Raw genomic sequence first — 18,912 nt, 5'->3', positions numbered from 1 at the left:
TCCCCCCCACCCCGTGGGAAGGCCCGAACCGGCCATCCCAGGTGTCAGGGCGCGGCCGCGGCCACGATGGGGCCCTCCGGCACCCGCACGCCCGCCGCGGCGAAGAACGCCCGCAGGTCCTCCGGCACCTCCGCCTCCCATCGCATCGGCCGGCCCGTGCGCGGATGGCCCAGCTCCAGCGCGTGCGCATGCAACAGACAGCGCGGCGCCGCATGGCCTCCCGCGCTCGCCGCGCCTCCGTAGCGCGCGTCCCCGAGGATGGGCGCGCCCAGCGCCGTCAGGTGCGCTCGGAGCTGGTGCGTGCGCCCCGTCCGGGGCAGCAGCTCCACCAGGCAGAACGCATCGCTCGCGAACAGCGTGCGGTAGTCCGTCCACGCGGGCACGCCGTTGGCCGCGCGGGACGCCCGCCAGCGCCCGGGCCTCGAGGGGTCCTTCGACAGGGGCAGGTCCACCGTCCCCGCCGCCGGCAGCCCCGGCCCCGTCGCCGCCAGGTAGCGCTTGCGCGCGGTGCCCTCGCGGAAGGCCTCCGCCAGCGCCGAGGTGGCGGGCGCGGACTTGCCGAACACCGTCACCCCGGAGGTCTCCCGGTCCAGCCGGTGCACGAGTCCCGCCGGCCGCCCCAGGTGCTCGCCCACGAGGTCCACGAGGCTTCCCCCCACGCGCCCCTCCGTGGGCTGCGCGTTCAGGCCCGCCGGCTTGTCCACCGCGATGACGTCCGCGTCCTCGAACAGCACGCGCAGGGGCGCCGCCGGCTTCGCGGCCTCCAGGGGACTCTGGCCCGCCTCCTCCAGGACCACCGTCACCACCTGCTCGGGCTGGAGCCGGACCGCCCCATCCCGCGCGCGGCGCCCGGCGACGTACACCGCGCCCACCTCCACCAGCCGCCGCGCATCCGCCACCGGCAGGCCCAGCTCCGCCTCCACCGCCTCCACCAGCGTGCGGCCCTGGTTCGCGCCCTCCACCCGGAACGTCCGGCGCTTCATGGCGCCCCCCTCCCTTCCCGAAGCACGAGGGGGGCATGCAGCCAGGCGGCGGACGCGGAGGACATGGCGCGACACTCTATGCGCGCGGTCCCTGCCCTGACGCGGGCTTCCTGTTACCTTCCGCGCCGCCATGGACCGCCCCCTGCTTTCCGTCCGGTCGCGGCTGGATGACTTCCTCGCCGAGCTGGCCACCCTCCAGTACCGCTACGGCGCCGGACTCGCCCCGGACCTCCCCGTCGCCCCCCTGTATTCCTCCTTCCCGGAGCTGTCCTCGCCAGAGACCTTCGCCGCCGCCAACGAGGCGCTGGCCCGGGCTCGCGGCAAGGACGACCCCGTGGCCCTGCTCCGCATCACGCGGGTGCGCGAGCTCATCGCCACCCAGGTGGAGGAGGCCCTCGCCGTGCGCGCGGCGGACGCCGTCGTCGCGCTGGAGGCCCGGTCCCACATCCCCGCCGACGACCAGACGCTGTCGCTCGCGCAGGCCCTGGCCCAGATTCCCCGCGAACCCCACCGCGCCCGCCGCGCCCTCCTGGAGCGCGGCGCCGGCAACTTCCTCTGGGAACACCGCGGCCCGTACGGAGACCGGCGCGACGCCACCCTCCAGGCCGCGGAGGTGCTGGGCTTCGCGGACTACCCCGCGCTGCGCCAGGACGTCACCGGCATCGACGCGGCGAAGCTCGCCGAGGCCGCCGAGGAGACCCTCCGCCGCACCGAGGACGCCTACCGCGACGTGCTCGCCTACGTGCTGCGCAAGCTGGAGCCCACCCTGCGCCCGCTGCCCGGCGGCGAGGCCCGGCGCCACGACGTCCAGGCCGCCATGCGCGCCCCCTGGATGGACGCCTTCTTCCGCCGCGAGGACACCGTCCCCGCCGTGATGCGCTGGCTGTCCGACTGGGGCCTCCACCCCGAGGCCGGCGGCCGCATCCGCCTGGACGACGAGGCCCGCCCCGGCAAGGCGTCACGCCCCTTCGTGGCCGCGGTGCGCGTGCCCCAGGACATCCGGCTGGTCCTCCAGCCCCGGAGCGGCATGGACGCGCTGGGCGACCTGCTCCACGAGCTGGGCCACGCGTGGCACCTGGCCCACGTGGACGCGGACGCCCCCATGGAGCTGCGCCGGCTGGGAGATGCCTCCGTGACGGAGGCCTTCGCGGCCACCTTCGAGCGGCTGCTCCTGTCCCCCGCCTGGCTCAAGCGCTACCTGCACCTGCCGTCCAGCACGACGAAGGACGCCGTGCGGCTTGGCGCCTTCCAGGCCCTGGCCGTGCTGCGCCGCCACTGCGCGAAGCTGTCCTACGAGCTGTCCCTGTCCACCAAGGGCGCCTCCGCCGACCGCGCGGACGAATATGCCGACGGCCAGCGCCGCGCCCTCTTCGCGCAGCCGCACCCGGGCTTCTTCCTGCATGACGTGGATTCGCAGCTCTACGTCACCCGCTACCTGCGGGCCTGGGCCCTGGAGACCCGGCTCACCGCGCACCTCCTGGAGCGGTTCAACGAGGACTTCTGGCGCAACCCCGCCGCCTTCACCTGGCTCCGGGGGCTGTTCGCGCGGGGCGGCGCCGCCGACGCGGAGGGACTGGCCACGGAGGTCTCGGGCACGCCGCTGGCGCTGCCCGAGGCGGGAGCGCGCCTCGTGGCCATCCTCAACCAGTAGGGACGAACGGCCCCTACTTCTTCTTGGCGCGAAGCGCGCGGACGATCTTGTCCTTCGCCGCGTTGGCCGGGGCCTCGCGGGTACGGACCGGAGCGGCGGGCGCCTTCGCGGCGGTGGCCGCCGTGCGCGTCTGGCCGGTGCGCGCGCGCAGGGCCTTCATCAGCTGCATCTCGATGACGAGCAGCTCGTCGGCCAGCTCCGCGTTGGCGCCGGCGGCGCGGGGCAGCGGCGCGTTCTGGCTGGGGGCACCCGCGCCGTGGCGCATGCGCAGGGCCTTCTCCTCCTCGGCCGTCAGCGTGGTGGACTTCTCCAGCGCCGCCTTGACCTCTTTCGCGGTCAACGTGCTACTTCCGACCTTGCGCTCCATCTCCGCTCCCTTCGTTGTGCACGCCTGAACACCCGAGCATGTCAGATGCGTCTGGGCCGCAACCGACGAGGATTGTAGAGGACGCAAGAGGGCCGTCAAAATTTCTTCCAACAGGCCGCTGCCAGTCTGTAGCGACCCGCCCCACTCGCTACAGCTACAGGCGCATCCCCATGCCCAGGAACGTGGAGCGCAGGTGCTGCCGGTCGCTGGAGAAGGGGTTCGCCCGGGCGGAGAAGTTCTGGTAGCGCGCCTCGGCGGACAGGAAGAAGTCCCGGCTCAGCTCCACGCCCACGCCGCCGCAGAGCTCGAAGCCCACCTGGAGCACCCGGCTGCCCAGCGCGTCCGGGGCCGCCGGGAGGGGCCTCGAGTGGGGCACCAGCAGGCTGGCCCCCACGCCCAGGAAGGGCCGCACCCGGGTGTCCCCCAGCGGCACCATCCGCACCGACATGGGCGTCACCTCCGTCAGGTGCCGGCTGGACGCCAGGTGACCGCCCACCTCCAGCACCGCCCCCGCCTTGCGGTACGCCCAGCCCAGCCCCGCGCTGTAGCCCACGGAGCGCCCCACCCCATCGCCCCCCTGGAGCATGTAGGCCCCGAGCGGCGCCACGGTGACGCCCAGGCTCCGGGCGGGTTCGGCGAGGGCGGGGGCCGCCATGAGCGTCAGCCCACAGCCAGCCAGGGTGAGGAGGGAACGCGACATGCCCCTCCCCCAGAGCAAGGCCAGGGCCAGGGGGTGCCCCCAGGCGCTTCAGGCACTTGCGGGAGGGCTCCCGGCCGGACGGCGGCCCACACAGGACACGGCCGTCACAGCCCGGAGGGGTGGGGCCCCGAAGCCGGAAACCCAGGGCTTCCAACGACTTAGGGGCGCCCGGGGGACGTCAGTTGCCTTCGCCCTCGTCCTCGGGGTCGGGGGCGCCGGAGCCGGCCGCGGCCCCAGGGGCGGCGGGCGAGTCCCCCGCCTTGCCGCGCGGGATGCCGAAGTGGTCCAGCGCGTCCGCGATGCCCTGGGGCTTGTCCGCGTCCGGCAGGAAGTCCTGGGGCGGCTGGAGCTGGGGGTCCCTGCCAATCTCCGTCAGGGACGACTCCAGCGTCATGCGCAGCTCGGCCGCCTCCGGGGTCTTCTCCTGGGGCACGCCGATGCGCCCGTCCAGCCGGGCCTTGAGGACGACGGACGTAGCCGAGTCCACCAGCACCTCGCCCTCCAGCGAGCGGGGCAGCCGGTGGGTGAAGAAGCTGGCGCGGCGCTTCGTGGTCTCATCCGCGTTCTTGGGAGAGAAGGCGGCGGGCAGCTTCCGGGCGGCGGCGTCCTGGGCCGGACCCAGGGAGACGTTGTACTTCCACGCCGTCCGCCCCTCGTGGGTGACGGTGCCGGCGGGGGTGAGCTTGATGCGGCCCTGGAAGAGGGCGTCGAAGTCGCGGATGGCGCCCGTCAGCTCCGTGCGGGTGCGCTCGGCCATGCCGCGGTCGCGCAGGCGCTGGCGGTACGGGCCGTAGCGGTTGCGCGCGAACACCTGCCCCTTCACGCGCATGACCTCCAGGCCCTGGTCGCGGGAGTTCTCCAGGATGCCGTGGAAGTCGCCGTTGACGCCCCCGGGGCCGGCCTTGAAGGAGCGCGTCTCCGTGAGCTTCACCGGGTTGTTCCCGTTGGGGCCGGCCCACTCGTAGCTGAGGGTGGACTGGAAGGAGTGCGGGCCCAGCCGCTCGGTCACCTCCGCGGCGTCCATGCCGAGGATGCGGCGGGACACCTGGGGGTTGTCCGCGACGTCCTCCGGCGGCAGCTTCTCCTTCGCCGAGGCCACCACCTTCGGCGGGTCCTCCGGCGAGAAGATGCGGGCCTTGGCCGCCTTGTCGACGGGGTCCGAGCAGCCGGCGGCTGCCAGGACCAGGGCGAGGGCGGCGGACTTCGTCAGGCTTCTCACGGAACCTCCACGACCAGGACGGCGGGGGCGGCAAGTTACGTGGGGGGCACAGGAGCGGCAAGCGGTGGCTTGCGTGCAGCCGTGCAAGGGATAGAACGCCCAACCCATGCAGAACCTGCGAGACAAGTTGTTGAAAGCGGGCCTCGTCTCCGAGGAGCAGGCCAAGAAGTCCGACGCCACGCCCACGCCCTCGCGGCGCCCGGAGGACCACCGGGGGAGCGCTCCACGCGCGCCTGCCCAGCGGGGACGTGATGAGAATCGGACAGCCGGAGGCCCGCCCCGAGGTGCCGGAGGTCCACCCCGCCGCGAGGGCGGTGGAGGCCCGCCCCGAGGTGCCGGAGGTCCGCCCCGCCAGGGCGCGGGCGGTCCGCCGCGTCAGGGCGGAGGCTTCCGGGGGCCGCAGGGCGGGTTCGCCGCGTCCGGGCGTCCCCCGGCCACGACCGACAAGCCCATCCCCAAGCTGCCGCCCATGCCGGGCTCCAAGGCCTACCAGCGCGCCGAGTCCAAGAAGCAGGTGGAGCTGGACCGGGCCCTGCGCGAGCTGGTGCTGGGCGCCCAGGTGCCGCAGGAGCCGGGCGAGACGGCCTTCTACTTCATGACGCGCAAGGGAAAGCTGCGCCGCATGGAGCTGAGCCCCGCGCAGGCCAAGCAGCTGGAGGACGGCGAGCTGGGCGTGGTGGAGCGCCCGGAGCCCGCTCAAATCGAGCACTCGCTGGTGCCCTCCACGGTGGCCGAGCAGATGTACGCGCTGTCCGCCAAGGCCGTGCGCTTCTTCAACCGCAAGGAGAACCCCGTCGGCTTCATGAACGACGAGGAGCTCAAGGCGCAGCAGGCCGCCGAGGCCTCCGGTACCGCCACGGAGGTCCCCGACGAGCCCGAGGCCTCCGAGGCTCCGGAGGGCGGCGACACCTCCGAGGACGCGCCCGAGGCCTCCGAGGACACCCCCGCCGAGCCGTCCGGCGAGGGCAGCCCCCAGTCCTGACGTCTCCTTCCCGTGCCCTCCCCTCCTTCCCCTCCGGGAGCGAGGGGAGGCGCGGCTTCCACCGGCGTCCGCGTCAGCCGAACGCGTCGATGCCGGTGATGGCCTTGCCCAGCACCAGCGTGTGCACCTCGTGGGTGCCCTCGTAGGTGAAGACGGACTCCAGGTTCAGCATGTGGCGCACGGGCGGGTAGTCGTCCGTGATGCCGTTGGCGCCATAGATGCTCCGGGCCACCCGGGCGATGTCGAGCGCGCTCTTCACGTTGTTGCGCTTGGCCAGGCTCACCATCACGGGGTTGCTCTTGCCCTCGTCCTTGAGGCGCGCGAGCCGCAGGCTCAGCAGCTGCGCCTTGACGATCTCCTGGAGCATGTCCGCCAGCTTCTCCTGCGTGAGCTGGTAGCCGGCGATGGACTTGCCGTCGAACTGCGCGCGGGACAGCGCGTACTCACGCGCGCCCTCGAAGCACGCGATGGCCGCGCCCGTCACCGCGAAGGCGATGCCCGCCCGGGCGTTGTTGAGGCACGACAGCGGCCCCTTGAGGCCCACGACGCCGGGCAGCACGTCGCGGTCCGGCACGCGCACGTCCTGGAAGGACAGCTCGCTGGTGCGGGAGGCGCGCAGGGAGAACTTGCCGGGGATCTCCCGCGCGCTGAAGCCCGGCAGGCCCTTCTCCACCAGGAAGCCGCGCACGGACTCCGGGCCGCCGTCGTCCGTCTTCGCCCACACCACCGCGACGTCCGCGATGGAGCCGTTGGTAATCCAGGCCTTGGTGCCGTTGAGCACCCAGCTGTCGCCATCCCTCCGCGCGCGGGCGCGCATGCCGCCGGGGTTGGAGCCGAAGTCGGGCTCGGTGAGGCCAAAGCAACCGATGATCCGCCCCTTCGCCATGCCCGGCAGGAAGCGCGCCTTCTGCTCCTCGCTGCCGTAGGCGTGGATGGGGAACATGCACAGCGAGCCCTGCACGGACGCGAAGCTGCGCAGCCCGGAGTCGCCGCGCTCCAATTCCTGGAGCACCAGCCCGTAGCTGACGGTGTTCATCCCCGCGCAGCCGTACCCCTGGAGGTTCGCGCCCAGCACGCCCAGCTCCGCGAGGCCGGGGACGAGGTGCGCGGGGAAGGTGCCGTCGCGGAAGTGCCGTCCGATGATGGGCAGCACCTCCGCGTCCACGAAGCGGGCCACCGCGTCGCGGGCGGCCTTCTCCTCGGCGGACAGCAGGTCGTCGATACGGAACAGGTCGGTGATGTCGGCGCGGGGCATGGCCGCGTGCTTAACGTCGCCGTCCTCGGGCCGTCAAACCCACCCGTCCGGGCGTCATGGGGACGCGGGAGCGAGCGCATCCAGGTCCGCGTCGCGCAGGAAGTCGACCAGCGGACCGTCGATCCTCCGCACGCCGCCCACCACCTGGGTGGGCTTGAGGAAGAAGAGGTTGTTCCAGTTGAAGTCGTAGAGGGCCTGCTCGGCGGCGTCGTTCCAGGCGCCGTCCATGCGCCCGCCGTAGTAGCCCAGCCTGCGCAGCACGCGCTTCATGTCCCGGACGGTGTCCCGGTCGAGCGGGATGAGGTCGGACGCGTACGGCGCCGCGACGCCGGCCTGGTAGCGGTTCATCTCCACGCCCAGCTCCCTCAGCGCGTTCTTGCTGCCGTGGACCACGGCGTCCGCGAGCACGTGCGTGTAGAAGGCCGCCTCGTTCTCGGCGCTCCAGACGCGGATGACTCCGGAGCGCTCGCCGTTGCGATCTCCGCCCACGCGGGCCCCCGCCTTGAGCGCCGCGTAGAGCCGCTGCGGCAGGCTGCCCCTGGCGTGCTGGAAGCCCACGGCCATGGCGTCACAGATGGCGGGGGTGGTCATGTTGTTGGCCTGCACCACGAACGTCGCCCCCTTCACGGCGCAGCGGTGCGAGGCGTTCTCCGCGCCGGTGCGCTGGCCCACCGTGACGGTGCCGTCGGGAAGCAGCTTCACCGCGGCCAGCTGGCGGTAGTCCGCGTACGGGTCCACGGAGAACACGAAGTCGATGGCGGCCTGCGGTGTGTCGCCCGCGTCGGTGCGGGAGAGGATGGCCTCGGCGTCATCCACCGAGGGATAGAACATGGTCGCCACCGCCACATCCGGACGGCCGTAGGGCACCAGCCCGCTGATGCCCGCGGGGAAGGAGATGACCGCCACGCCGCAGGACTTCTCCACGGGGTCGCAGGCGACGATGGCGCGCGTGCCCAGCAGCCGCGAGTTGACGGTGCCGGTGGGCGGAGCCGCCGCGAGCGCGGCGGAGGCCCACACGCATGAGACCGCCAGCAAGCCAAGCTTGAGAGACTTCATACGCAACGAACCTCCAGCCAATGGGTGATGACGGGAAGAGCCGCGGGAACGGCGGGTGATGCATTTCACGGAGCCGCCGTCCGACTGTTCGCGGGAACGCACGCGCGCCCCTCGCGTCCCGAAAAAGTCCCGGGGGGCTCGTGGAATCGCGGAGCCACTTCAGGCGCGGGGCTATGCTGCCCGCCCATGGCAAGCGAGACGACGAAGACGGTGGTGGTGACGGGCGCCAGCCGGGGCATTGGCCGCGCGGTGTCCCTGGCGTTCGCGCGCGAAGGCTATGACGTGTGGGCGCTGGCGCGTTCAGCGGAGTCACTGGAGGCGCTGCGCAAGGAAGGCGGCGAGCGCATCCGCACCCACGCGGTGGACGTCGCGGACGAAGCGGCGCTGCTCGCGGCGTGCAAGGTCATCCTCGCGGCCGGCACGCCCCGGGTGCTGGTGAACAACGCGGGCATCACCGTGTCCGCTCCGCTGACGAAGACGACCACGGCGGACCTGGCGAAGGTGATGGCCGTGAACGTGACGGCGCCCTTCATCCTGTGCCGGGAGCTGATGCCCGCCATGGCGTCCGCGGGCGGCGGGCGGGTCATCAACATCGGCTCCATCACCGCGACGCGCGGGGCGAAGTACACCTCCGCCTACTGCGCGTCCAAGCACGCGCTGCTGGGCCTGACGCGCGCGCTGTCCGTGGAGTACGCGCGCAAGAACGTCACGGTGAACAACGTGAACCCGGGCTGGGTGGAGACGGACATGTTCGCGGGTGCCACGGCCGCCATCACCCAGAGCACGGGCCGCACCCAGGAGCAGGCCCGCGAGGCCCTGGCCTCCATGAACGCCATGGGCCGCATCATCCAGCCGGAGGAGGTGGCCGCGATGTGCCTCTTCCTCGCCTCGGAGGCCGCGGGCGCCATCACCGGCGCGGCCTACGCCATCGACGGCGGCGAGGCGGCGTAGCGGGCCTCCGCGCGGCGCCCGGCCGACGGCGCAGCAGGGGCCCCGGCGCGGCTCGCGGGCGCAATCACCTTCCGCGCCGCGCCATCGTCACAGCCGGTACTGCCCCACGATGTTGCTGACCTCGTGGGACGCGGTGGTGAGGCGCGCGGCGGCCACGGCGCTCGTGGCCACGCGCTCCACCGTCTCGTCCGCCAGCCGCGTCAGGTCGCTCAGCGCGGCGAAGAGCTCCGCGATGCCCGCGTCCTGCTGGCTCACCATGTCCGCGATGCTGCGCACGGACTCGCTGTTGTTCTGGATGACGGCGGCCAGCGCGCGCAGGCTCTCGCCCGCCGCCCGGGCCTGATCCAGGCCCCCCTCCACCTCGCGGGTGCCCCCCTCGCTCGTCTTCACCGCCTCGGAGATGGCGAGGCCGATGTCCCCGAGGATGGACTGCACGCGCGACGTCGCCGTCGCGGACTGGTCCGCCAGCGAGCGCATCTGCCGGGCCACCACCGCGAACGCCCGGCCCGCCTCGCCGCTGCGCGCCGCCTCGATGGCCGCGTTGAGCGCCAGCACGTTGGACTGGTCCGCCAGGTCCTTCACCGTGCCGGTGATGTCTCCCACCTGCCGCGTGCGCTGCCGCAGCTCCGACACCGTGTTGGAGATGCGCTCCACCTGCGAGCGGATGTGCGTGAGGCCGCCCACGCTGCCCGCCACCGCGGACTCGCCGGCCTGCCCCACCGCGCCCGCCTTCTCCGCCTCGCGAAGCACGCCCGACGCCCGCTGCGCCGCCGCCCGGGAGCTCTCCTGGAGCTGCCGCGCGGCGATCTGCGTCTGGTGCAGCGCCGCCGCCTGCCGCGTCACCGCCAGGTTCTGGTCCGAAGCGGAGTTGGCCAGCTCCAGCGCCGTCGCCTCCAGCTCCTGCGCGGACCCCTTGAGCGCCACCAGCACCGCGCGCAGCCGCGCCATCATGTCCCCGAAGGACCGGGCCAGCTGGCCAATCTCATCCTGGGAGTGGACCTCCAGCGTGCCGCTGAAGTCGCCCTCGGCCACCACCCGCGCCGCCGCCGCCGTCAGCGCGCCCAGGGGCGCCATCATCCGCCGCACCAGCAGGAAGACCCCTCCGCCGGCGAGCAGCGCCACCAGCAACCCCAACGCCAGCACGCCCACCAGCGTGGTGCGCAGCCGGCCCCACTCCGCCTCCGCGCCTCGCGCGAGCACCAGCTCCAGCCCCTCGCCCACCTGCACCCGCGACACGTGCAGGGACACCCCACCCACGTCCGCCTCGGCGCCGTTCGCCCCGCCCGGGGCCACCCCCAGCAGGGCCGGCGCCGTCACCGTGTGCACCGACTGCGCCACCAGCCGCGGGCCCACGCGCAGCAGGGCTTCCAGCTGTTCGCTCCCCTCCCCCAGCCGCCCCAGGTCCTCCGCGCCCAGCTCCGCGCCCACCACCAGGAAGCCCACCGGAGCGCCGTTGGCCTTGAGCGGCTGCGCCACCGCGAGCAGCGGCGCACCCGCGCCCGGCAGCAGCACCTTCCCCTTCTGGTGCACCACCTTGTCCAGCCCCGGCAGCGTCCGCTCGCCCGTGGACGCGACCACCGCGCCGTCCACGCCCACCAGGACCAGCAGGTCCACGCCCAGCACCGCGCGCTGTTCGTTGAGCAGCGCGGCGGCTTCGGAGCGCTCGCGCGAGAACACGCGGAGCAGCGCCGGATTGGACAGCGCCACGTGCCCCAGCTCCGTCAGGACCCGCACCTCCTGGTCCTCCAGCGCCTGCCAGCGGGTCGCGTCGCGCGTCAGGGCGGAGGCCATCTCCGACTCCACGCGCGAGCGCAGCGACAGCCCCATCAGCGACACGGTGAGCAGGGTGAGGGCGATAACGACGGCGGTGAGGGCCGCGGTCAAACGCGCGGCGAGGCTGAGCGTCATTCGCAACGGGTGCTCGGACAAGGGAGGGGGACGCGAGGGGGGAACCCCGAGATTAACCTGGAAATATCGAGAGATTGAAGTCCCTGTATCTGGCGACTCCCCCTCCGTCCGGGAAGACCCATCATATCGGGTCGGTGGTCCGCTCCGACCTGACGGGTCCCGCTCGCGTGCGCACCTGTCGGATGACGCGGCGGGGAGAGGCGCTCAGGCCGCCACGCGCAGCACCACGGCGGTGATGTTGTCGCGGCCGCCGGCCTCGTAGGCGGCGGCGACGAGCGCGTCACACGCGGCCTGGGCGGTGGGGGCGCGCAGCTGCTCCTTCAGCGCCTCCGGGCCCAGCGGCTCATAGAGGCCGTCCGAGCACAGGAGGAAGACGTCTCCGGGCCAGGGCTCCAGCCGCTGCACGGTGGGCTCCGCGTTCTCCGTGCCCAGCGCGCGGGTGATGAGGTGGCGCAGGTTGGCGGGGTTGCCGGGCGGTTCGCGGCCCGCGGCGCGCAGCTCCTCGATGAGCGAGTGGTCGCGCGTGAGGGGCTCCAGACGTCCCTCGCGCAGGCGGTACAGGCGGCTGTCGCCCACGTGGGCCACCGCCGCGCTCCGCTCCCCCACCGCGAGCGCCACCACCGTGGAGGCCATCTCCTTGAGCTTGCCCACGCGGCGCACGCGCAGGGTGCGCTGGGCGAGCGCGGTGCACGCGGCCAGGTAGTTCTCCTCGCGGCTCTTCGCGGGATCCACCGCGTCCGGCCACGTGCCGTCCCGGTCCCGGTCCAGCCGGTCGCTGAACCCCGCGAAGGTGTCCACCACGCACTGGCTGGCGACCTCTCCCCCCTCCTGTCCCCCCAACCCGTCCGCCACCACGAACAGGCCCCGCTCCGGCAGGACGCAGTACGCATCCTCGTTGTGCGGCCGCCGGCCGATGTGGGTCTGCCCCGCGCTTTCGAACCTCATGACTGCCACCTCCTGGCTGGGCTCCCTGAGAGCAAACGGGAGGCCAACGTCCCTGTCGCTTCACGCCCGGGGCGCCCCCTCGGGGTTGTCTCCCAGGGAAGACGCCCGGGTGCGCGGTCACTGCGAGTCCGCGGACGCCCCTGTCCGCCGACCGACATCGCGGGCGCTCCGGCGCCGTGCCTCCGTGGGGCTCCCACGAAGAGGACGTCCCGGAGGTCCTGACGGGCGTCGCGGGCGAAGGGGAGCTGGGAGCGCGGCCCCGGCGGAGGAGTGGGAGTCATGGGCATCGACGACCTGGAGGCAAACGGGATGATGTCGCACCTGCTCATGGCACGGGAGGCCGGGGAGGATACCGGGCATCGCGGCCAAAGGGTGTTTACGAAGGATCCAACGGCGGGCAGGGAGGCGGATTCTGGCGGCGCCCCCCTAGCAACTCTTCCCGGGCCCGGCGGACAATGAGAGAGCCGCCCGACGTGCGGGCCATCACCCGAGGACACCCATGACATCCATCCGCCGCGTGGGTTCTGGCATCGCGACGTCCAGGGCCTGGTCCATCTCCGCCGAGCTGGAGGTCACCGCCCCGGTGCGCCAGCAGCCCATGGCGCCGGTGGAGCCGGTGCGGCGCGGCTTCTCCGACGAGAGCGACTTCCAGGCGGACGCCGACGGCGACCTGGCCGGCGCGCTGCTGGCGGACGCGGGGTTCACGGAGACGCCCTCGGGAGCGCCCGGGCGCGCCTCGGCGCTGGAGGCCCCGGAGCCCCGCGCCGCGCTGCTGGAGAACGCGCAGCTGCGCACCTTCGCGGGCGTGAGCGAGTTCGAGGCCGCGGCGCCCTCCTACGCGCAGCGGCTGGGCATGCCGCAGGCCCTGTCGTCGCCGCTCATGCAGGCGCGCTTCTCCAATCCGGCGCGCCGCGCGGAAGCCGAGCCGGCGGATCCCTCGCTGGACCCGTCCGACATCCTGTCGCCCGACGCGGCCGCGTGGGAGCTCCAGAACCTGGACACCATGCCTCGCACCGTCTCCGCGCAGGAGGCGGAGGACCTGCTGTTCCTCCTGGAGTCGGGAGACCTGTCCAGCCTGAGCGACGAGCAGCTGCGCGCGCTGAGCGAGGAGATGGACGCCGATGACGCGGGCGGTGCGTCCGACCTGCTGGACGCGTCCGGCGCGCACGAGGATCCGAACGGGTTCATGGCCACGCTGGACGACGGTGGACCGGAGCTGCCGCTGGAAGGGTCCATGAACGTCCCGCCTCCGGACGACTTCCTCGCGGACGTGAACGACTTCACGCTGGACGCGGCGCCCGAAGCACTGGAGGCCCCTCAGGCCCCCGCGCACGAAGAGGCCCGCGTCGTGGTGGCGCCGGACGTGGACGCGCGCGACACCCTCGAGGCCCAGACCACCGCCCAGGCATCCCCGGCGGAGCCCGAAGCCCTCGCGCACGCGGAGGCCCCGGCGGAGTTCGAGGACGTGCAGGACGCCGACCTCGTGGAAGTGGACGCGGCCGGCACGCCGCCGCCCCCTCCTTCCGAGTCCTGAGCCCACCCCGGGCGGCCCCGCGGAGGCGGAGCGACGGACTCCGCCTCACGGGCCCTGACGCTCAGGGCGCGGGCCTGCCCGCGAGCACGGCGTCCAGCTGCGTCTGCGCCTCCACGACGTCCTTCTCCAGCTCGGTCGTGTAGCGGTCGCGCTCCGCGCTCCTCCACTCCAAGGAGGAGAACTGCTGGAGCGAGTACGCGCGCGTGGTGTGCACGGGGCCGCGCATCGTGACCATCAGCTCGCGGTCGGGGTCTCCCATCTCCTTGAGCAGGAAGCCCTCCACGTCGCGCAGGGTCAGCGGGAACGCGGGCGCCTCGTCGCGGATGAGCTTGCCGAAGACGTTGAGCTTCACCTCCTGCATTCCCTCCTGCAGCTCCTCGTTGAACGACACGGACGCGAACGGCACGCCGCCCTCGTCGTCCAGCCGGCCGGCCACCACGTACCGGCCCGCCTTGCGGACCTGGACGGACAGGTACAACTCCAGGGAGCCCGCCTCCAGCACCTCGCGCACCCGGCGGGTGAACGTGGCTGGCGGCGCGGGCGTGTAGAGCACGTCGAAGAACGTCGCGTCCTCCACGTCGCCGGAGCGCACGCGCACGTCCACGCGCAGCGTGCCGGAGAACATCGCGAAGCCCTGCTTCGACGGCTGGAAGCGCCCGGTGAGCATCCCGTCGCCCGCCACCACGTCGCCGTCACGGCCCAGGTCTCCGAAAGCCAACGGCACGCCCGGCACTCCGCCCGCGCCGGTCAGGTGGTCCGCCTCGTGCGCCAGCGCGGACACCACCTCGCACGGACGGGGCGAGCGGCGCGAGTCCTCGCACGCCACGGTGAAGAGCACCGCCTCGTCACCGACGACGAACACCTTGTCCTGCTTGAGCCGCAGCTGCACGTCGGACGTGCCGTTCTCCGCGGCCTTTGGACTCAGCGGCCGCGTGCGCTCCGGCTCCGCCAGCTCCATCTGGTCCGGGTGCTCGCGGCTGGGTCGGGACTCGGGCGGATAGCGCGTGGCCGCCATGTACGACTCCAGCGAACGCCTGGCGCGCTCCAGGCGCTTCTGCCACAGCTCGCGGCGAGCCTCGCGCTCGCGGGCCTCCGGGCTGAGCAGCGACGGCGCCGCGGACTCCGCGGGCGCGGGCGTGCCTCCACGCCCGGCCGCGGACCGCGCCACGTCGCGCGGCTCGGGAGCCGGGGCGGAGGCAGGCTCCGCCACGCCACCCTCCGGCGCTTCGGCCCCTTCACTTGCCTGCCACCAGAAGACCCCTCCGCCCATGAGCACCAGGGGCACGAGGGCAAGAAACCACCGGCCGTGGCGCAGCCAGGGAGAGGAAGGGACGGGGCCGTCGTCGCGTGTCATGTGAGGGCTTCGCCGGAGGGGGCGATGGAGACCGTCAGCCTAGTACGCGTACTTGACGACGTCCTCGCGCACCTTGGAGACGATGCCGGCCCAGTTGCCGTTGGCGTAGTGATTGAACCCCTCGCTGTCGTCGCGGAAGGACACGGAGTGGAAGCTCCACTTCGCCCGACCGTCGCTGCACGCCGCCGTGCCCGTGTTGAGCGTGCCGCCGCAGAACCAGTCGCCCGGGTTGCAGTAGGACCCGTTGCCGCTGCCCGACACGCCGCCCGTGGAGTGGTAGGCCACCGCCTCGTCGTCCTGGCCCGGGAGGATGCCGGAGTACAGCGTGCCCTTGGAGCCCGCGAACATGTAGAACCACACGTTGCGCGTGGTGTTGTGGTTGAACATGGCGCGCGCCGTCGTGGTGACCAGGTCGCTCACCAGCGGATCGCTCACCGCCCACTCGCCGTAGTCCGCCAGCTCGCTGCCGCCGCCCGCGCCGGACGCCACGTCCACCCACTTGATGTTCCAGCCCGTCTGCGTGGAGCCGTCCGTGTTGCCGCACTCGCCGTTGGCGTTGGGCGTGGCGTTCTTCTTCTGGCGCGCGCTCCCGCCGTACAGCGACAGCGCGTAGCCGATCTGCAGGTCACCCGCGCTGTGCGCCGCGACGTAGCACCAGTTGGCGCCCGTGCAGAAGCAGTCCAGCGCGTTGCGGATCCGGTAGTTCTCCGTCCCCACGCGCTGCGTGCCGTTCCAGTTGACCGCCTTCTTGTTCACGCCCGCCGCGGTGGTGGAAGGTCCCCAGTAGCTGAAGTCGGCGTAGTTGCCCGCCTTCGTCGTGTTGCCGTTCTTGCCGTGGATCCACAGCGTGTAGTTCGTCGCGGCGGCCTCGGTGCTCACCAACAGCGTCGCGGCGGCGACGGCCGCGCCAATCAGCGTCTTCATCGGGGTGTGTCTCCTGGCCTCTCGGGGGGGATGAGAGGGCTTCCGCGCGGCCCCAGGCCGAGCGAGGGGACAACCACTCTAGAGGTTGTTTCAGATGAACGCGACAAGCCGGAAGTCCGGCCGTCAGTGAATTACCTGACGCGACGCGCCGTCGGGCGGCGTCAGCCCAACGCGTCCAGGGCGCCGTCGTGAACGAAGCGCTCCAGCCGCCCCAGTGCTTCCGGCAGGTTGGCGCGGCCCAGGCCCAGGCGGAAGTGGTTGCCGGGAAAGGCATACACGTCGCCCGGCAACAACAACACACCCTCACGGGTAATCAGTGACTCAGTGAAACGTGCCACGGGGATGTTTCGCAGCAGGCGCGGGAAGGCCACACTGCCGGCGCGCGGGCGCACCCAGTGGAAGGTGTCCGCGTGGCGGGCGAAGAAGCCGTCCAGCAGCGCCAGGTTCGCGGTGAGCAGGTCGCGGCTGCGCGCGAGGACGCGCTCGCGGGCGCGCAGGGCGATGAGGGACAAGAGCTCGCTGGGGGCGCTGTTGCAGAGCGAGGTGTAGTCCTTGAAGGCGCGGCAGCGCGCGAGCAGCGCCGCGTCCCGGGTCGCGAGCCAGCCCACGCGCAGCCCCGCCATGCCAAACGCCTTGGACATCACGCCCAGGCTCACGCCCCGCGCGAAGCACGACGCGGCGGGCGGCAGCGTGTGGCCCGGATCGTACTCCAGCAGGCGGTACACCTCGTCGGAGAACAGGGAGATGCCGCGGGCCTCGCAGAGCGCGCACAGCCGCTGGAAGGTGGCGCGGTCCGGCAGCGAGCCCGTGGGGTTGTGGGGGAAGTTCACGACGACCATGCGCGTGTCGGGGCGCAGCGCCGCCGTGAGCGCGTCCAGGTCCAGCGCCCAGCCGTCCTCTTCGCGCAGGCGCAGCAGCGTCACGTCCGCGCCGGTGGCGCGCGCCACTTCGTACAGCGACTGGTAGCCCGGCCAGGTGACGACGGCGTGCGTGCCCGGGCCCAGCTGGACGTTCATCGCGACGAACAGCGCCTCCTGCGCGCCCGCGAAGGTGAGGATGTCGTCGGCGGACAGCCCCGGGTACATCCCGGCGATGGCCTCGCGCAGCGCGGGCAGGCCGGGGGTCTCCGTGTAGCCGAGCGTCAGGCCGTCCCAGCGGGCGCGGTCCTCCGGCGACGCGAGCGCGAGCAGGTCCGCCATGCGCCAGCCCTCCACGTCGGAGGCGCACAGCAGGTAGGGCGCGGCGAACTCCCAGCGCGCGAAGTACCGCTCCAGCTCGAAGTCGGGGATGTGCATCACGCCCTCCATGACGCCCGCCTGCCCACCCGGGGGCGGAGCGGGGCTCCGGGCCCTGCCGGACAGGCGAGCGGACGAGCCCGCCGCCGGGAGCAGCCGATGCCGCATGCATAGCTTGAGTCGCGTCCCGTTGAAGCGCTTTCCACCTCTTCCCAGGGGAGCCCGCATGGCCTCGAAGAAAATCCCGCTCACCCTCCTGGACCCGGATGGCGGCTGGGTGAACGCCCCCGTCCACGTCTCGGAGCTCGATGGACTGCCCGTCCTGCTGCACTTCTGGACCATGGACTGCGAGGACTGCGCCGCGCAGTTCGAAGCGGTGAACCAGTGGGTCGTGGAGTACGGCCCCAGGGGCCTGAAGGTCATTGGCGTGGACGTCACCCACTCCGACACGGAGCTGCGGGACACCAACCGGGTGGAGGGCTTCGCCCGCGAGCACGGCCTGCGCTACCCCATCGCCATGGACGACGGCTCCATGGCCAAGGCGTACGGCGTGGACAAGCACCCGGCCTTCCTCCTCTTCGGCCCGGATGGGCGGCTGAAGAACCGCGTCTGCGGCAAGGACGCCCTGCGCCGCGTCCGCGCGCTGCTCAAGGACCTTCCGGGCCAGGAGCCTCCGGCGCTCTCCGGCGAGGTGTCCCGCGAGCAGGAGGACTCGTCCGTGGCCAGCCCGTAGCGGCCCCGCGCGCCGCAGCCCCACCCTCCTCCCTTCCAGGAGTCGCACCATGGCCGAACGACGTCACACCGAGCGAAAGGGCTTCTCCCTGGGCGCGCTGGCCGCGGGGGTGGGCGCCGCCGTGGGGCTCTCGCGCGTGCTCCGCCCCCGCTTCAGCTTCCGAGGACGGACGGTGATCATCACCGGCGGCTCCCGGGGGCTGGGGCTGGTGATGGCGCGCCTGTTCTCGAAGGAGGGGGCGCGGGTGGCCATCTGCGGCCGCGACCCGGAGTCGCTCCAGCGGGCCCGCGCGGACCTGGAGCGCGGCGGGGGCGAGGTGCTGGCCCTCCGCTGCGACGTGCGCGACCAGGTGCAGGTGGACGCGATGGTGGGCGCGGTCCACGAGCGGTGGGGCGCGGTGGACGTGCTCGTCAACAACGCGGGCGTCATCATGGTGGGCCCGCTGGAGTCCATGACGTTGGAGGACTTCGAGGAGGCGGTGGACGTCCACCTGTGGGGCCCGCTGTACACGACGCTCGCGGTGGCGCCAGCGATGAAGGCGCGCGGCGAGGGCCGCATCGTCAACATCGCCTCCGTCGGAGGCAGGGTGAGCGTGCCGCACCTGGTGCCGTACTCCGCCAGCAAGTTCGCGCTGGTGGGCCTGTCGGAGGGCCTGCGCACGGAGCTGGCCCAGGACGGCATCCTCGTGACGACGGCGTGCCCGGGCCTGATGCGCACGGGGAGCCCGCGCAACGCGTCCTTCAAGGGGGACCACGAGAAGGAGTACGCGTGGTTCCACGTGAGCGATTCGATGCTGGGCGTGTCGATGAGCGCCGAGCGCGCGGCGCGACGAATCATCGAAGCGTGCCGCCGGGGGGACGCGGAGGCCCTGGTGGGCCTGCCCGCGAAGCTCGCCACGGTGGGCCGGGCCCTGGCGCCCAACCTCACCGCGCGCGTGCTGGACGCCGCCAACCGCCTGCTGCCCCAGGACAGCAACCCGGACCGCCACCGGGGCAGCGACAGCGAGACGCCCCTCACCCGCTCCTGGTTGACGGAGCTGAGCCGCCGCGCGGCGGAGCGCAACAACGAGAACGAGGTGTCCCTGCACTGACCCCAGGGACACCGGGACCGGCGAG

The 18,912-nt window shown here is 72.8% G+C and carries 17 protein-coding genes; 6 read left to right on the top strand and 11 right to left on the bottom strand.

The window, feature by feature from the left end:
* Positions 1 to 44: 44 nt before the first annotated feature.
* Complete coding sequence (locus FOF48_RS01870) at positions 45 to 983, bottom strand: RluA family pseudouridine synthase (protein ID WP_143898124.1); 939 nt, start codon at positions 981 to 983, stop codon at positions 45 to 47.
* Between the two features lie 130 nt (positions 984 to 1,113).
* Here FOF48_RS01870 and FOF48_RS01865 point away from each other — a divergent pair, with 130 nt between their 5' ends.
* A complete protein-coding gene (locus FOF48_RS01865; RefSeq protein WP_143898122.1) occupies positions 1,114 to 2,634 on the top strand; it encodes a peptidase M3 in 1,521 nt (506 codons plus the stop codon).
* Between the two features lie 13 nt (positions 2,635 to 2,647).
* Here the strand turns inward: FOF48_RS01865 and FOF48_RS01860 are convergent, their stop codons facing one another.
* The 3 genes from FOF48_RS01860 to FOF48_RS01850 all read right to left on the bottom strand — a co-directional run bounded on the left by FOF48_RS01860 (position 2,648) and on the right by FOF48_RS01850 (position 4,920).
* Positions 2,648 to 3,001 carry a hypothetical protein gene (locus FOF48_RS01860; RefSeq protein WP_143898120.1) on the bottom strand — a complete coding sequence of 118 codons (354 nt, stop codon included), beginning with the start codon at positions 2,999 to 3,001 and terminating at the stop codon, positions 2,648 to 2,650.
* A gap of 154 nt (positions 3,002 to 3,155) precedes the next feature.
* Positions 3,156 to 3,701 (bottom strand): acyloxyacyl hydrolase, encoded by a 546-nt coding sequence (locus FOF48_RS01855; protein WP_143898118.1) that lies wholly within the window; start codon positions 3,699 to 3,701, stop codon positions 3,156 to 3,158.
* Between the two features lie 178 nt (positions 3,702 to 3,879).
* A complete protein-coding gene (locus FOF48_RS01850; protein WP_186001727.1) occupies positions 3,880 to 4,920 on the bottom strand; it encodes a hypothetical protein in 1,041 nt (346 codons plus the stop codon).
* 106 nt (positions 4,921 to 5,026) lie between these two features.
* Here FOF48_RS01850 and FOF48_RS01845 point away from each other — a divergent pair, with 106 nt between their 5' ends.
* Complete coding sequence (locus FOF48_RS01845) at positions 5,027 to 5,902, top strand: DUF2058 family protein (RefSeq protein WP_143898116.1); 876 nt, start codon at positions 5,027 to 5,029, stop codon at positions 5,900 to 5,902.
* A 73-nt stretch (positions 5,903 to 5,975) separates the two neighbouring features.
* On the opposite strand, the gene FOF48_RS01840 is transcribed toward FOF48_RS01845, so the two are convergent.
* Together FOF48_RS01840 and FOF48_RS01835 are read right to left on the bottom strand one after the other, a co-directional pair.
* A complete protein-coding gene (locus FOF48_RS01840) occupies positions 5,976 to 7,157 on the bottom strand; it encodes an acyl-CoA dehydrogenase family protein (RefSeq protein ID WP_143898114.1) in 1,182 nt (393 codons plus the stop codon).
* Positions 7,158 to 7,211: 54 nt separating this feature from the next.
* A complete protein-coding gene (locus FOF48_RS01835) occupies positions 7,212 to 8,213 on the bottom strand; it encodes a DUF1028 domain-containing protein (RefSeq protein WP_143898112.1) in 1,002 nt (333 codons plus the stop codon).
* A gap of 186 nt (positions 8,214 to 8,399) precedes the next feature.
* Here FOF48_RS01835 and FOF48_RS01830 point away from each other — a divergent pair, with 186 nt between their 5' ends.
* Complete coding sequence (locus FOF48_RS01830) at positions 8,400 to 9,164, top strand: SDR family NAD(P)-dependent oxidoreductase (RefSeq protein ID WP_143898109.1); 765 nt, start codon at positions 8,400 to 8,402, stop codon at positions 9,162 to 9,164.
* Between the two features lie 87 nt (positions 9,165 to 9,251).
* Here the strand turns inward: FOF48_RS01830 and FOF48_RS01825 are convergent, their stop codons facing one another.
* Both FOF48_RS01825 and FOF48_RS01820 read right to left on the bottom strand, forming a co-directional pair.
* Positions 9,252 to 11,072: a methyl-accepting chemotaxis protein gene (locus tag FOF48_RS01825; RefSeq protein WP_143898107.1), complete on the bottom strand. Its 1,821-nt coding sequence runs from the start codon at positions 11,070 to 11,072 to the stop codon at positions 9,252 to 9,254.
* 204 nt (positions 11,073 to 11,276) lie between these two features.
* Positions 11,277 to 12,017: a PP2C family serine/threonine-protein phosphatase gene (locus FOF48_RS01820; RefSeq protein ID WP_143898104.1), complete on the bottom strand. Its 741-nt coding sequence runs from the start codon at positions 12,015 to 12,017 to the stop codon at positions 11,277 to 11,279.
* A gap of 499 nt (positions 12,018 to 12,516) precedes the next feature.
* Between FOF48_RS01820 and FOF48_RS36260 the strand changes: the two genes are divergently transcribed.
* Positions 12,517 to 13,551 (top strand): hypothetical protein, encoded by a 1,035-nt coding sequence (locus FOF48_RS36260; RefSeq protein WP_186001726.1) that lies wholly within the window; start codon positions 12,517 to 12,519, stop codon positions 13,549 to 13,551.
* Between the two features lie 61 nt (positions 13,552 to 13,612).
* On the opposite strand, the gene FOF48_RS01810 is transcribed toward FOF48_RS36260, so the two are convergent.
* The 3 genes from FOF48_RS01810 to FOF48_RS01800 form a co-directional block, all read right to left on the bottom strand.
* Positions 13,613 to 14,905, bottom strand: coding sequence for a hypothetical protein (locus FOF48_RS01810; protein WP_143898102.1), 1,293 nt, complete (start codon positions 14,903 to 14,905; stop codon positions 13,613 to 13,615).
* 39 nt (positions 14,906 to 14,944) lie between these two features.
* Positions 14,945 to 15,829: a hypothetical protein gene (locus tag FOF48_RS01805; RefSeq protein ID WP_143898099.1), complete on the bottom strand. Its 885-nt coding sequence runs from the start codon at positions 15,827 to 15,829 to the stop codon at positions 14,945 to 14,947.
* A 161-nt stretch (positions 15,830 to 15,990) separates the two neighbouring features.
* Positions 15,991 to 17,124 (bottom strand): aminotransferase class I/II-fold pyridoxal phosphate-dependent enzyme, encoded by a 1,134-nt coding sequence (locus tag FOF48_RS01800; protein ID WP_143899080.1) that lies wholly within the window; start codon positions 17,122 to 17,124, stop codon positions 15,991 to 15,993.
* 166 nt (positions 17,125 to 17,290) lie between these two features.
* On the opposite strand from FOF48_RS01800, the gene FOF48_RS01795 reads away from it, so the two are divergent.
* Both FOF48_RS01795 and FOF48_RS01790 read left to right on the top strand, forming a co-directional pair.
* Positions 17,291 to 17,797, top strand: a complete 507-nt coding sequence (locus tag FOF48_RS01795) for a peroxiredoxin (protein WP_143898097.1) — start codon at positions 17,291 to 17,293, stop codon at positions 17,795 to 17,797.
* 49 nt (positions 17,798 to 17,846) lie between these two features.
* Positions 17,847 to 18,887: an SDR family oxidoreductase gene (locus FOF48_RS01790; RefSeq protein ID WP_143898095.1), complete on the top strand. Its 1,041-nt coding sequence runs from the start codon at positions 17,847 to 17,849 to the stop codon at positions 18,885 to 18,887.
* The last annotated feature ends 25 nt before the right edge of the window (positions 18,888 to 18,912 follow it).

Origin of the sequence: Corallococcus sp. Z5C101001 (genome assembly GCF_007352635.1) — a bacterium.
In the GTDB taxonomy this organism is placed as follows: Bacteria; Myxococcota; Myxococcia; order Myxococcales; family Myxococcaceae; genus Corallococcus; species Corallococcus silvisoli.
Note: the sequence above shows the minus strand (reverse complement) of the source record. Positions and strands in the feature narration are given on the sequence as shown.

Excerpts from the sequence above, each read along its gene's own strand:
- FOF48_RS01795 (WP_143898097.1), top strand. The coding sequence starts at position 17,291 with ATGGCCTCGAAGAAAATCCCGCTCACCCTCCTGGACCCGGATGGCGGC.
- FOF48_RS01845 (WP_143898116.1), top strand. The coding sequence starts at position 5,027 with ATGCAGAACCTGCGAGACAAGTTGTTGAAAGCGGGCCTCGTCTCCGAG.
- FOF48_RS01825 (WP_143898107.1), bottom strand. The coding sequence starts at position 11,072 with ATGACGCTCAGCCTCGCCGCGCGTTTGACCGCGGCCCTCACCGCCGTC.
- FOF48_RS01870 (WP_143898124.1), bottom strand. The coding sequence starts at position 983 with ATGAAGCGCCGGACGTTCCGGGTGGAGGGCGCGAACCAGGGCCGCACG.
- FOF48_RS01865 (WP_143898122.1), top strand. The coding sequence starts at position 1,114 with ATGGACCGCCCCCTGCTTTCCGTCCGGTCGCGGCTGGATGACTTCCTC.
- FOF48_RS01810 (WP_143898102.1), bottom strand. The coding sequence starts at position 14,905 with ATGACACGCGACGACGGCCCCGTCCCTTCCTCTCCCTGGCTGCGCCAC.
- FOF48_RS01830 (WP_143898109.1), top strand. The coding sequence starts at position 8,400 with ATGGCAAGCGAGACGACGAAGACGGTGGTGGTGACGGGCGCCAGCCGG.
- FOF48_RS36260 (WP_186001726.1), top strand. The coding sequence starts at position 12,517 with ATGACATCCATCCGCCGCGTGGGTTCTGGCATCGCGACGTCCAGGGCC.
- FOF48_RS01840 (WP_143898114.1), bottom strand. The coding sequence starts at position 7,157 with ATGCCCCGCGCCGACATCACCGACCTGTTCCGTATCGACGACCTGCTG.
- FOF48_RS01860 (WP_143898120.1), bottom strand. The coding sequence starts at position 3,001 with ATGGAGCGCAAGGTCGGAAGTAGCACGTTGACCGCGAAAGAGGTCAAG.
- FOF48_RS01820 (WP_143898104.1), bottom strand. The coding sequence starts at position 12,017 with ATGAGGTTCGAAAGCGCGGGGCAGACCCACATCGGCCGGCGGCCGCAC.
- FOF48_RS01800 (WP_143899080.1), bottom strand. The coding sequence starts at position 17,124 with ATGCACATCCCCGACTTCGAGCTGGAGCGGTACTTCGCGCGCTGGGAG.
- FOF48_RS01835 (WP_143898112.1), bottom strand. The coding sequence starts at position 8,213 with ATGAAGTCTCTCAAGCTTGGCTTGCTGGCGGTCTCATGCGTGTGGGCC.
- FOF48_RS01805 (WP_143898099.1), bottom strand. The coding sequence starts at position 15,829 with ATGAAGACGCTGATTGGCGCGGCCGTCGCCGCCGCGACGCTGTTGGTG.
- FOF48_RS01790 (WP_143898095.1), top strand. The coding sequence starts at position 17,847 with ATGGCCGAACGACGTCACACCGAGCGAAAGGGCTTCTCCCTGGGCGCG.
- FOF48_RS01855 (WP_143898118.1), bottom strand. The coding sequence starts at position 3,701 with ATGTCGCGTTCCCTCCTCACCCTGGCTGGCTGTGGGCTGACGCTCATG.